Here is a 13,131-nt window from a genome sequence, read left to right as displayed (position 1 = left end):
GTGCCATTAAACAGGCATTTTCAAAGTACCACTTCAAAAGGAGTCTGGATATTTTGTGGCTGTCCATCGATAGACAAGCGAATTTGCCTATGTTTCGCCAGGTTTTCAACTCATTCCAAGCTGCTATTCTCTCGGGTGAGCTGCCTGCTGGCTACAAGCTTCCATCCACAAGAGAGCTTGCCTCGCAGCTTCATGTCTCGCGTAACGTGATTTTGGAAGCCTATGAGCTTTTATTGGCTGAAGGATACATAACAGGCCGCTCTGGTGCAGGAACTTATGTAGCTCAAGGAGCCTGCATGCTTGGCTTCAGTAAGGCGTCACCGTTACCATTACCCGCTTCATTAGCAGAATCGACGAACACATCAGAGCTTGATTTCATCTCGTTTCGAACAGGCCTGCCAGCACTGAATCTTTTTCCGATGAAAAAATGGGGCTCTATTTTGCAAAGTGTATGCATGGATTCCTCTATTGCTGAATTAGGTTATGGCGATCCGTCTGGCGATTTGGAATTGCGTCGTCTGCTATCTAAACAGCTGTGGATTTCAAGAGGAGTCATCAGCAATCCCGAACAAATTATAATTACAAACGGTGCGGTACAGGCGCTTCAGCTGATCGTTAAGCTGCTGCTGAGAGACGGAGAAGATGTTTTAGTCGAAGATCCGTCCAATGTAGATTTAAAGACGATATTAACCTCTACAGGAGCCGCGCTACATGGCGTTCCCGTTGACGATTCCGGCCTATTAACCCACAAGCTTCCCGTAAACCTTCGGCCAAAATGCATTTATGTCACACCCTCTCATCAATTCCCGCTTGGCGGCATTTTACCGATACAAAGGCGGATTGAATTAGTTGAATACGCCCGCCAAAGCGGCAGCTATATCCTCGAAGATGATTATGACAGCGAATTCCGGTATGACGGCGCTCCTATTCATTCACTCCAAAGCTTATGTCCTAAGCAGGTTGTCTATATTGGAACATTCAGCAAAGTCATGTTCCCTTCGCTGCGAATCGGCTATATGATTGTCCCGGAACCGCTAGTCGAGCCCTGCCGTCAGCTTAAGCGGCTGTCAGACTATCAAACGCCTATGATTGAGCAGCTCGCTTTGATTCGTTTCATGAACAGCGGATCGCTTAATGCTCACATTTTAAAAATGAAAAAATTGTACAAAAAGAGACGCCAGCTCCTGCTTGATGCTTTACATAAGCAAATTACCTTGCCTTACCAGATATGTGGACGAGCGGCTGGTTTGCATCTGGTCGCTCAGCTTGAAGCGCAGCTGCCGGAGGATTTAATGAAGCGGCTGGAAGCAGCGGCTGTATTTGCGGCCTTGCTGCCGAATAACCGGATGCTGCTTGGATACGGGCATTTGGACGATCAGCAAATTTATGAGGGCGTCCGTCGCATTGGCAAAGCCATCAAGAATTGAATCTCTCCAGCCGAGAAAAGCCGGCAAACTTAAAGAAACCAGCTGCACCCGATTATCAGGTACAGCTGGTTTCTTTGGGTTAAACCTCTACAAGCTCGGAGAAAGCACGTACTCACTTCCAGCACTCGCCATCCATGATACGAGCCCCTCATTGCTGATAACGTCTTTCACCTCATGACCATCTTCCCTTACGATGAGAGGAATGCTGCTTTGCACGACGCAGCTATTAGCTGCGGCAGCACGTAGGCGAGCCTCAACAAGCAAGCCACTCGACCAGCGGATGTCCACCTCGAAGCCGCCCCTCGCACGGAGACCTGTCACTTCTCCATCCGGCCATGCTTCCGGCAAAGCAGGCAATACATGCAGGCTGCCCGCATGGCATTGAAGCAGCATTTCCGTTATGCCTGCAGCGCCTCCGAAGTTGCCATCGATTTGAAACGGAGGATGATTATCAAACAGATTTGGCAGCGTGGAATGACCTAGCAGATCTTGCACATTCGCATACGCCTTCTCCCCATCCTCAAGCCTTGCCCAGAAATTAATAATCCAAGCTCTACTCCAACCAGTGTGACCGCCGCCGCTTTCAAGCCTGCGGTCCAGCGTGACTCTTGCAGCAACTGCCCATTCAGGTGTCCCTCTAACCGTAAAGCGCTTGCCCGGATGCAGTGCAAACAAATGCGAGATATGGCGATGTCCCGGCTCCGCTTCCTCGTAATCCTCCATCCATTCTTGAATTTGCCCGTGCTTGCCAATTGCGGGCTCCGGCAAACGGGCTCTCATACTGTGCCAAAGTTCCTGCTCCGATGAGTCGATGCCAAGCTTCTTCGCCGCTTCTGCGCAAGCCGTAAACAATTCATATAAAATTTGACTATCCATCGATGCACCGATGCATAACGTACCGGATTGTCCATTTGGCAATAAATAGGTATTCTCAGGAGATACAGAAGGATTCAATACGAGCAGGCCATCCTCTGTTTCCGTCAAGAAATCCACAAAGAATTGTGCCGACTCCTTCAAGGTTGGATATATTTGCTCAAGAAAAGCATCATTAAGGCCATACTCATAATGCTCCCACATATGCAGGCAAAGCCAAGCCGCGCCAAGCGTCCAATACGAGGCTGGCAAATAAATGTCCTGCGGAGCGGTATCGCCCCAAATATCGGTATTATGATGAGCGACAAAACCTCCACAATCGTACATTGCTCTTGCGGTTATTCTGCCAGGTTCACGCATCCGCTCGATGAGATCAAATAATGGCTCATGGCATTCTGCTAAATTGCCCGCTTCTGCCGGCCAATAATTCATTTGTGTATTAATATTAATCGTATATTTGCTGTCCCATGGCGGCAGCATCTTCTCATTCCAGATGCCTTGCAAATTGGCAGGAAGCGAGCCCGGACGACTGCTTGAAATGAGCAAATAGCGGCCAAACTGATAATATAAGGCCATTAATCCTGCATCGGCGTTGCCTTCTTGAACCAGCTTTAAGCGCTCATTTGTAGGTACATCGGCAGCATTCGAATGAGCAGCATCCGTTAAGCGAAGCTGTACCCTCTTCGATAATGAAGTGAAATCTTGAATATGGCGCGATTTCAACTCATCATAGCTTATTAAGCCAGCACGGATTCCTGCATGAACAGCATATGCCTCCGGATCAGCATTACGGAAAGAAGTTGCTGCGGTTAATAGAAGCGTTACGCTATTGGCGCCTTCTACGATGAGATGCTCGCCAATAATTGATACTGAACCGCCATCTGCAACCGCGCGCAAAGAAGTTCGGAAATCAGATCCGCCTGAACCGCCGCACATGCCGCGCATCACAATCGTATTCTCGTCAGCTTTCACCAGCTCGTCATAGTAGCGATTGCTGCCGCGCAGTAATCGGGCTTTAAAGCTGATGCTACCCGGTTTATCTGCTGAGAATCTTGTAACTAGCGCTTCATCTGGGAAACTAGCAAATGTCTCACGAGCAAAAAGCACATCTCCTTTAGTAAAGGTTACACTTGCAATACCGTTGGTGATATCGAGAGCTCGGACATATTCTCGTACTTCTTCTTTCGAATCATATCTTAAGTTTAGCTCTAAATCTCCAAGCGGCATATAGTGCCTCTGCGTCTCGGGAACGCCTGATAAAGCCATCGCAGATAAATCATGCGCTTCATGCAGTCTTCCCTCTCTCAGCAGCTCACGAATTTTCGGCAAATGCGGCAGTGCATCTGGATTGTTGCGATCACGCGGTCCGCCATACCATACGCTGTCTTCGTTCAGAGCAATCCGCTCACGGCTTATGCCACCAAATACCATGCCACCGAGCTTCCCATTGCCAACAGGCAGCGCTTCCTCCCAATTGGAGGCAGGCTCCTTATACCATAAGCGCGTTTCTTCAACCAGCGTCATCTTCCAATCCCCTTTTCATTCATTCATTCATCTTTTATTTAAGAGAACAATCCATTACTATATTAATAATCCTTCAAAAAACATTGGATGGCGGTGCCGTAGGTGGATAGAACAAGTGAACAACATGCGTTATCTGAGCTGCTGCAGTCGCTGCAGCTAAAATTGCTTATGGCGCATAAAACGCAAGTCTCTCTAAATTGGGGAGAAACCGACTCTGTTCCTGAATACAATAAGCTTTATTTTATTTGCGAGGGGGAAGGCTGGATTCGCATCGGCAACGACGACTATTATCCTAAACCCGGCCAGCTGTTTCTCACCCCTGCGCATACAAAGATATCGTTCTCCTCTTTAAATCATCGCCCATACTTAAAGTATTGGTGCCATTTCAATATCATGGCAGGTCCGCTTGATCTTTTTCAGTGGATAGGGGTCCCTCTTTGCATCAACATTGAGGATACGAGCAGCATGTCGCGCTTGTTCCATGAGCTCATCGAATGGCATAAACAAGATTCAATTGTTGCTAGGCTCCGAGAAAAAGCTGTATTGCTAGAAATCATTAGCTGTTTTCTCGAATCCGTTCCGATTCGCGTGCTGCAGCACCGAACCGAGGAGATGAACCGTTTGAACGTCATACAGCAATATGTAGACAGTCGTCTTCATACGAGCATAAGCGTCGATCAAATGGCCGAAGCTGTTCACCTTCATCCCAACTATTTTAGTTCCTATTTCAAAAAACATTTCGGAATGCCTCCGCTTAAATACGTCAGCCGCAAACGAATAGATCGCGCCAAACAGCTCTTAACGACAACTTCTCGCAGTATTAAGGAGGTTGCCGATCAATCTGGTTTTAAAGAAACGAATCATTTCACGAAATTTTTCCGTAAAGAAACAAATCTAACCCCAACCGATTATCGAACAGCCTATTCGGAGAAGCGATCGCTTCAAGGCGATAATTCAATTATAAAAGCGCATTCATAATGTGACGATGTAAGAAACTAAGGTATAAGGGTATAATTCTAAGGGTCTGCCTTCTAATGGCAACAAAAAATAGGACAAGCAGCTGCAGCAGCCTGCTTTGTCCTATTTTTTTGCTGCTTAATGATGATAAGAAGAGATCATTGTCCAATCGGCATCCGTTAACTGATTGATTTGCCATACCGCAACACCACGCAGGCCGAACGCTTTCGCTAAACGTATTTTGGCTTCGATGCTTTGCGTATTCTCATACCAAAGCAGATGCGTGCCTCTATCGTCCTTAAACGTGATTTGATTCAAAAAGTACGGCAGCTGCATGACGGATTTGGTATCTGCAGCTGTTAAGCGACTTTCTACAGCAGCGATGGCTGGCGACCGGAAAAACTCTACAGTACCGTCTGCCTTTGTTGTCCATTGGTTAGCCTGCTTAGAAATGCCTAGCTTCAGCTTATCTGCTGGAATATACGAGAGTATATTTCGTACGGAATCACCAACAAGCGTAAGCGGCGCAGACGGCAATCCACTTTCCTCATGCGTAAATTCATAGGCCATCAATATAACTTCATCAGCCAGTTCGCCAATTTGTTTGTAATCATAACCTGCATAATAATAAGAAGGCGGTACAACTACCGTAAGTGATATTTCACTGCTTAGTTCAGCCTTAATTGCGCGAATCAGTTCAACGAAAGGCTGCTTATACTCAGCAGGTACCATGCCTTCAAAATCAATCGACACTCGCTCAAAACCATACAATGGATTAGCGGCTGCCTCGGCTACAGAACTAGCAAATGCTTTGCGAGCTTCAGCATCGATTATAAAATCACCAAGCTTCTGAAGCGTTGTATTTCCAAAGATCATTAGCGTCTTCGTAGAACCACTCGTTTCTGCCGCTGTTAGAGTCTGCTTCCAATCGCTTGGCGGCGACATAAGAACGGATGCTTTGCCCGCTCCCTGATAGTCAAGCTTAGCCCAGTCAAAGATAACCTCATCTGCAGTTGCGAATCTATCCAGTTTTTTGTAAGGTCCACCTGCTGCAAAAAAAGCTGATACCTCAAGCTGGTGGCTTTCGCTTTGGGAGCTGATCATCCGATCAACAATGGCCGCTGCTTCACGTCGTGATAACGACTTTTTCGGAAGAAACAAGCCTTTATTGTCCCCTTGCATAATGGCATCCGCGTATGTACGCAGCACGTACGGTGCAAGGTTTTTATCCACTTGATTCATATCGGCAAAGGCCGCTTTCTCGCTAGCTTCTTGCCAGCCTGTATCTAACCATTGCTGCTTCTCTTCTGCCGTTTTTCCTTGGAGCAGTGCAAAAGCCGTTAAGGCTGCTACTTCCTCACGCTTAATATTTTGGCTTGGATTAAATTTCCCATTTACGATGAGCAAATCCAACCAACCAGCGTCATAAGCGGGTTTAATAAAGGCATAAGACCAACGATCCTTGGCTACGTCAGAGAGTCCAGCAGATTTCTCTTTATCTATCACTGGTTTAACGGATTGTACTAGCAGCTTTACGAATGCTTCTCTCGTAAGTTCGGCGCTTGGACGAAAGGTTCCATCCTCATATCCAGAAACGACTCCAAGTGCGACTAAACGATAAATAGATTCGGCTGCCCAATCCTTTACAGGTACATCTCGATAAGGCTTTAATTGCGCATCATACGCAAACGCCTGCATGGCGTTTCCCAGCATAAACATCAGCAGGATTCCAATAATAACGGTTGTTTTCCCTTTGAACCTCACTACATCCTCTCCTTTATGAGCATAGCTATCACTCTATCGATTATTCGATAGAATCATATCCTATATTCCATAAAAAGTCTAATAGACCCAACTTTTGGGCGGCGAAATGACCCTATCATTAACCCATTTTTCTTAAAATAGTTTTTAGTCTAGTTAAAAATGGTTATTAGTCCAACCTTAAAAAAAAGTATAAACGTACACTAAACCATCTATAGGGAGGTGTCTTTAGTGAGTTGTTTGAATAAAAGAAATCGCTGCAAAAAGATACGTGTAATAGTATGCAAATCAAAAAAAAGAAAGAAATGCCGAAATAGAGTTGTTAAAAAAATTGTGAAGGTAACATGTCCTCCTCCTCAAGTAAATGTTACCGCTCCGACTGGCCTTCAGGGCCCGCAGGGACCGCAAGGCCCAACTGGACCTGCTGGTAGTTCAATAGGAGTGACAGGAGCGACAGGCGCAACGGGCGCAGCTGGTGCAATTGGCGTTACTGGAACAACTGGTTCTACTGGCGCAGCTGGAACAACAGGAGCAACTGGCACTGTTGGTGTTACTGGAACAACAGGAACAACAGGAACAACAGGAGCAACAGGAGCAACTGGTACTACTGGGGCAACAGGAGGAGTAATAGGCTTTGCCGATTTTTTTGCATTGATGCCGCCTGATAATGCAGCAACAGTTGCTGTCGGTGCAGATGTAAGTTTCCCGCAAGATGGGCCAACTAGCGGAACTAACATTACTCGTACTGGTGCTACTACGTTTAACTTGGCTGCAATCGGAACTTATCAGGTTATGTTTCAAGGAAGTATTAACGAAGCAGGCCAATTGATTTTAACGCTTAATGGCGCTGACTTAGCTTATACAGTAGTCGGGCGAGCTACTGGAACATCTCAGATCATGGGAATGTCTCTTGTTCAAACGACAGTCATCAATTCCATTCTCACCGTGCGAAACCCAGCTGGCAATTCCACAACATTAACGATGACTCCTCTCGCTGGCGGAACAAGGTCAGTTTCAGCACATCTTTACATTACACAAATCGCATAAGGAAATAGAATGGATTTCATACCAACATCCGAAAATATAAAAAGGCGACTTTACATTCACTACGGAATGAAAGCCGCCTTTTTGATTTTAAATTCACTTCACAACATTAATCGCTGTTAATCTGTGACCTCCACTTAAGAGAAGTCCTTTCATTTATATCAAGGAAGCGAATTTCTTAATGGATTCCATTCGGCCCTTGGTTTTCCGTTTGAGCGCCGCCTTTGCCTTGATTCTCGGATGGAGCTTTGTTGCTTTGGTTATTAGAGTTGCCTCCACCGATACCTTGGTTATTGCCTTGACCTCCRCCAATACCGCCGCCTTTGCCACGGTTTTCTCCTTGGCCTCCGCCAATGCCGCCGCTTTTACCGCGGTTTTCTCCTTGGCCTCCGCCAATGCCGCCGCTTTTACCGCGGTTTTCTCCTTGGCCTCCGCCAAACCCGCCGCCTTTGCCACGGTTTTCTCCTTGGCCTCCGCCAATGCCGCCGCCTTTGCCACGGTTTTCTCCTTGGCCTCCGCCAAATCCGCCGCCTTTGCCTTGGTTCTCACCATAACCTCTGCCTGCACCGCCACCAGCTCCGCCGCCTGCGCCACCACCAGCTCCGCCGCCTGCGCCGCCACCAGCTCCGCCGCCTGCGCCGCCACCTGCGCCGCCACCTGCTCCGCCGCCTGCACCGCCACCAGCTCCGCCGCCACCAGCTCCGCCGCCTGCACCGCCACCTGCTCCGCCGCCTGCACCGCCACCAGCTCCGCCGCCTGCGCCGCCACCAGCTCCGCCGCCTGCACCGCCGCCTGCACCGCCACCAGCTCCGCCGCCTGCGCCGCCACCAGCGCCGCCACCAGCTCCGCCACCAGCTCCGCCGCCTGCACCGCCACCTGCACCGCCACCAGCTCCGCCTGCTCCATTGCCAGCTCCGTTACCAGCGCCTTTACCGTTGCCGAGTGATTTTGCTTTACCTTTCCATTTTGCTTGCGTTTTTGCCTTCGTTGCTGCTTTCTTCTCCGAATAGGAATAAGAAATCGATTGTAGCGTTTTAGCATCTACGGCGCCTGTTGTAGGCAAGCCATGAGTTTTTTGATAATATTTTACGCCGCGCACTGTAGATGGCCCATATCGACCGTCAATTTTACCAGAATAGCTGCCCAGAGATTTCAGCATGCCTTGAATAACATAGACATCTGGACCCTTAGCATTTTTGCCAATCGCTTGACCAGTATGAGGCATACTGAACATCAATGTGATTGCGAGTAATGCTGCGCCTATGTACCTTGCAGCAAACCTCCCAATCTTATTGTGTTGTTCATCCGAATCAATTTCCTTTTTATGTTGTTGCATGCAAAATACACCATCCTTTTTGATTCTTGAATTTAACTCCCCCCTTACTATCCCCAAATATTTAATTTCATTCCACATTGAATCAATAAAAAAAGCGGATCGCTTATTTGCGCTCCGCTACTCTTCTTCATCCTATTTGAAAATACTTATGCCAAGCCACCGAGCTTGCACGAAATTTGTGATGCAGCTGCCTTTACATACTGGATCACATTAGGAATTTCATTCTCGTTAAGCCGATGGATAGGCCCTGCTGCAGATAAGCTGGCTACGATTCGCTGCTGAGGATCAAAAATAGGGGCAGCAATTGCAAAAGCATCCGTATCCACCTCACCCAAAGTAAAGCAATAACCCGCTTCCCTAATACGATGCATTTCTTGCAAAAGCAATGGTTTGCCGGCATCCTCGCCAAAAAGCTTGCACATCTCTTCAATAACTTTGTCATTTTCATTAGCAAGCAGCGTTTTCCCTGATGCGCCTGAATTAAGCGGCAATATTCTTCCATTTTCAATAGAAAGCCTGATCAAACGTTTACTCGTTACATTTTCGATACAAATGGCTTTGGAACCGGAGCGGACAAAAAGCACCGTCGTTTCATTCGTAAGTGCGGTGAGATCCTCCATAATCGGTCTCGCGATCGTAAGAAGCTCCTTCTCGATTTGCTGCGATAAGCTTCTTGCTAAATCAAAAATACGCAGACCTAAACCAATTTGCCCTCTGCCCTTACGCTCTACGAAACCATTTTTTATAAGTGTTTGAATAAAACGATATGCGGTACTGTCGGGGATGCCTACCTTCTCCGCAATTTCACTAACCGTGAGCGTTGCTCCCGATTCAGCGAGTACGAATAAAATATCGATAGCACGTCCTAATGTTTGAGTTCCATTCATCATTGCACCTCAAAATATTTACAATAGTAGTCAATTATAAGGATCAGTATATCATACCCTTTGTTCTCCGCGTGCTCTGCGCATCGTTGATTTTTCAACTTGCAGCAAAATCGTATTTGTAGATAAAGCTAATAACGATACGAGCAGCGTGCCCCATACCATTTTTGGTACTGAGTTTTGATATAAGCCTTCGAATAAAATACCGCCTAACCCGCCGGCATTAATCCACGCCGCTATGGTTGCGATACCTATTACCGATACCGATGCTATGCGAATGCCGCCAATAATGACAGGCAGTGCCAGCGGCAGCTCGATATGGACGAACAGCCTCCACTTGCCATAGCCCATTCCTTTGGCTGCTTCAATAATCGAAGGTTCAATCGATTGAAAGCCCGAAATGACATTTCGCACCAATATCAGCTGACTATATACCACTAATGCGATAATCGCCGGCTTGCTGCCGAGGCCAACTAGCGGAATAAGCAAAGCGAACATCCCGAGGCTTGGAATCGCATAGATAATGCCGAGTACGGACAAAATAGGAACGGAAATCCGCCGATGCCTCGACAGCCAATAACCTAATGGCAGCGCAATAACAAGTGCGATAAACAACGAAACAAAGGTGAGATAAATATGCTCCAGCAACGAGGTTAACAAATCATCATAATGGCGGGTTAAATAGTCAATCATGCCTCTCACCTGCCGTTCTGCAGCTTCAATTGCTCAAGCGTTATTTTGCCAATGATTTCATGCTCTTTATTTTCCACAGCCACATACGGTACATTTTGCTGCAGCAGAATTTGAAGCGCCGACTTTAGACTATCACCAGCGGGAATACGGGGAATATCAGATCCAGCCGGTTCTTCCAGCGCAATCATTTTCTCTTCTGCCCTAATCAGGTGAAGCTGTTGGAACAAATCATCGGCTTGAATCAGTTGCGATACGAAAGCATTATTGGGCTTGGACATGATGGCTAGAGGCGTATCATATTGCTGAATCGTCCCTTCGTTCATCACGATCATATGATCGCCGAGCTTCATCGCCTCTTCCACGTCATGCGTCACAAACAATACGGTTTTGCCAAGCTCACGTTGGATTTGCTTAAAATCATCCTGCAGCTTCGTGCGCGTAATCGCGTCAATCGCTCCAAACGGTTCATCCATAAGCAGGATAGCTGGATCACCTGCCATCGCTCTAGCAATCCCTACTCGCTGCTGCTGTCCACCTGACAGCTGCCGCGGATAAAGCTTCTTATAGCTTGCTGGCAAATGAACAAGATCCATTAAATAATCGATTCTCTCTGCTGTTTTTTGCCGTTCCCAGCCCAGTATATTGGGGACCGTTGCTATATTTTGTTCAATCGACAAATGCGGAAACAACCCTACCTGCTGGATTACATAACCGATGCTTCGTCGAAGCTCCGTCACGGGCAAGCTGCGAATGTCTTTGCCAAATATCGAAATCGTTCCTGCGGTCGGTTCAATAATTCGGTTTACCATTTTTAGCAAGGTCGTTTTGCCGCAGCCTGAAGCACCTAGAATCGTAACAAAGGAGCCTTGCGGAATAATAAGGCTCGTTTCATTAACGGAGGGATTCGCAGACTTTGGAAATGTTTTGGACACCTGCTCAAAAATAATGGCCTCTTTGCTCATTTTATATCAACTCCTGTAGGAAGGGGGCTTCCCCAATATGGAGAAACCCCGCTGCATCTAATTATGAATTATTTTTTCAATAAACCTTGCTCTTCCAAAAATGCCTTCGCTACATCCGCGTATTCTTTCTTGTCGATATCCACTTGCGCGTTCAGCTTCTGAACAGTTGTGTTATCCAGCTTTGCAGAAATTTTGTTCAACACTTTAGCAATTTCAGGGTCCTTCTCGTTCAGCTCGCCGCGAAGCACTGGAGCTACGAAGTATGGAGGCCAAAACTTCTTATCATCCTCAAGCAGTACAAGATCCGGATTCGTCAAATCGCCATCAGTCGTGAAGCCAACTGTTACATCCGCTTCGCCATCTAGCGTTACGCGGTATTTGATGCCGTAATCAAACAGCTTGATGCTTTTGAAGTCCATTTTACCGTAGAAAGTATTTAGTCCCTTTAATCCGTCTTCACGCTCTTCAAACTCAGGAACAGCAGCGAGGTTAAGCTCAGGAGCTAATTTCACCAAATCTGATATTTTGTAAAGATTATATTTTTCAGCAATTTTCTTTGTTGTAACAAGACCTTGTGAATCGTTTGCGTTAGTTGGCTCCAGCCAAACTAGGTTGAATTTCTCTTTGTAGCCCTTTGCTACAGTATCATATACGGTTTTGGCATCGGAGTTTGGCGGCAATTCCAAAACGTTGATTAAGCCTGTTCCTGTATATTCCGGGTAAAAGTCGATGTCGCCTTTTTTGAGCGCTTCATGGGCAACGAGTGTGCCTCCAAGATTGAGCTTGCGATCTACCTTGTAGCCTGCGTCCTCAAGTGCCAGTGCGTACATCTCGCCCAAAATCAATGATTCCGTAAAGTTTTTCGAGCCGACTTTAATCTTTTCTTTGCCTGAACCTTCCTTAGAAGAACAAGCGCTAATAACGAGTACCACACTTATAATCAACAATGCCAAGCTTACCCATTTCTTTTTCATCTGAATTTTCCCCTTTCATTATACACGCTGATATTTGGTTACTGCTCTTTCAATTCCAGCAAATCCGATCTCTGATAAAATAGCTAGCAGCGCTACCGGCAGCGCCCCGACAAGCAGCAATGAGAATTTGTACATGCCAAGACCGTTGATAATAAACGTTCCCAGCCCGCCTCCTCCGATGAATGCGGCCAATGTTGCACTGGCGATAACTTCTACGGCGGCTGTTTTTAATCCTGACAGCAGCAGCGGAGCAGCTAACGGCAGCTCGATTTTCCGCATAATCATTTTCTCTCCCATACCAAGGCCTGAAGCAGCTTCAATAATCGCTGGCTCAATACCTCTAAAGCCCATGTATGTATTAATGAGAATAGGCGGACAAGCAAGCAGCGTTAATGCAACTAATGCCGGTGCAAAGCCAGTTCCCATGATCGGTAAAATAATGACTAAAACCGCAAGGCTTGGGATGACTCGCAAGGAGTTGAACAGTCCCATAATCGGACCGGTCAGCCACTCTTTCTTGGCACATAATATACCGAGCGGCACACATACGACGAAAGCAATAAGGAGCGCGTAGAAACTTATGCTTAAATGCACCTTGACCGCTTCCAAAAATCTGTCGCTGTTAGCATTCACATAGTCATAAGCTTCGAGGAATACATTCACTCGTTTGTCATCCTCCTTCCCCTTTGTATTATC

11 protein-coding genes are annotated in these 13,131 nt (G+C 46.8%); 3 read left to right on the top strand and 8 right to left on the bottom strand.

Annotation, left to right across the window (positions count from 1 at the left end):
- Window positions 1-53 precede the first annotated feature (53 nt).
- The gene (pdxR, locus tag AB4Z50_RS04280; protein WP_441876088.1) at window positions 54-1,427 is read left to right on the top strand and encodes a MocR-like pyridoxine biosynthesis transcription factor PdxR; all 1,374 of its coding nucleotides are present in this window, start codon (window positions 54-56) and stop codon (window positions 1,425-1,427) included.
- Between the two features lie 87 nt (window positions 1,428-1,514).
- Here the strand turns inward: pdxR and AB4Z50_RS04275 are convergent, their stop codons facing one another.
- Window positions 1,515-3,824 (bottom strand): glycoside hydrolase family 95 protein, encoded by a 2,310-nt coding sequence (locus tag AB4Z50_RS04275; protein ID WP_441876085.1) that lies wholly within the window; start codon window positions 3,822-3,824, stop codon window positions 1,515-1,517.
- A gap of 102 nt (window positions 3,825-3,926) precedes the next feature.
- Here AB4Z50_RS04275 and AB4Z50_RS04270 point away from each other — a divergent pair, with 102 nt between their 5' ends.
- Window positions 3,927-4,802, top strand: coding sequence for a helix-turn-helix domain-containing protein (locus AB4Z50_RS04270; RefSeq protein WP_441876082.1), 876 nt, complete (start codon window positions 3,927-3,929; stop codon window positions 4,800-4,802).
- 117 nt (window positions 4,803-4,919) lie between these two features.
- Here the strand turns inward: AB4Z50_RS04270 and AB4Z50_RS04265 are convergent, their stop codons facing one another.
- Window positions 4,920-6,545, bottom strand: coding sequence for an S-layer homology domain-containing protein (locus AB4Z50_RS04265; RefSeq protein WP_441876079.1), 1,626 nt, complete (start codon window positions 6,543-6,545; stop codon window positions 4,920-4,922).
- Between the two features lie 330 nt (window positions 6,546-6,875).
- Between AB4Z50_RS04265 and AB4Z50_RS04260 the strand changes: the two genes are divergently transcribed.
- A complete protein-coding gene (locus AB4Z50_RS04260; protein WP_441876076.1) occupies window positions 6,876-7,589 on the top strand; it encodes a collagen-like protein in 714 nt (237 codons plus the stop codon).
- Between the two features lie 175 nt (window positions 7,590-7,764).
- Here the strand turns inward: AB4Z50_RS04260 and AB4Z50_RS04255 are convergent, their stop codons facing one another.
- The 6 genes from AB4Z50_RS04255 to AB4Z50_RS04230 all read right to left on the bottom strand — a co-directional run bounded on the left by AB4Z50_RS04255 (window position 7,765) and on the right by AB4Z50_RS04230 (window position 13,098).
- On the bottom strand, window positions 7,765-8,922 hold the full coding sequence (locus tag AB4Z50_RS04255; RefSeq protein WP_441876073.1) for a peptidoglycan-binding domain-containing protein: 1,158 nt from the start codon (window positions 8,920-8,922) through the stop codon (window positions 7,765-7,767).
- A gap of 146 nt (window positions 8,923-9,068) precedes the next feature.
- Window positions 9,069-9,809, bottom strand: a complete 741-nt coding sequence (locus tag AB4Z50_RS04250; RefSeq protein ID WP_076269423.1) for an IclR family transcriptional regulator — start codon at window positions 9,807-9,809, stop codon at window positions 9,069-9,071.
- 51 nt (window positions 9,810-9,860) lie between these two features.
- Window positions 9,861-10,499, bottom strand: a complete 639-nt coding sequence (locus tag AB4Z50_RS04245; RefSeq protein WP_076269422.1) for an ABC transporter permease — start codon at window positions 10,497-10,499, stop codon at window positions 9,861-9,863.
- 5 nt (window positions 10,500-10,504) lie between these two features.
- Window positions 10,505-11,461, bottom strand: coding sequence for an ABC transporter ATP-binding protein (locus tag AB4Z50_RS04240; RefSeq protein ID WP_441876068.1), 957 nt, complete (start codon window positions 11,459-11,461; stop codon window positions 10,505-10,507).
- A gap of 68 nt (window positions 11,462-11,529) precedes the next feature.
- Entirely contained in the window at window positions 11,530-12,435 is a 906-nt protein-coding gene (locus AB4Z50_RS04235) for an ABC transporter substrate-binding protein (protein WP_076269420.1), read from the bottom strand.
- An 18-nt stretch (window positions 12,436-12,453) separates the two neighbouring features.
- Window positions 12,454-13,098 carry an ABC transporter permease gene (locus tag AB4Z50_RS04230; RefSeq protein WP_076269419.1) on the bottom strand — a complete coding sequence of 215 codons (645 nt, stop codon included), beginning with the start codon at window positions 13,096-13,098 and terminating at the stop codon, window positions 12,454-12,456.
- Window positions 13,099-13,131: the final 33 nt, after the last annotated feature.

Source organism: Paenibacillus sp. 2TAB26, from assembly GCF_052115145.1.
GTDB lineage: Bacteria > Bacillota > Bacilli > Paenibacillales > Paenibacillaceae > Pristimantibacillus.
This window is presented reverse-complemented; position numbering and strand designations above follow the sequence as displayed.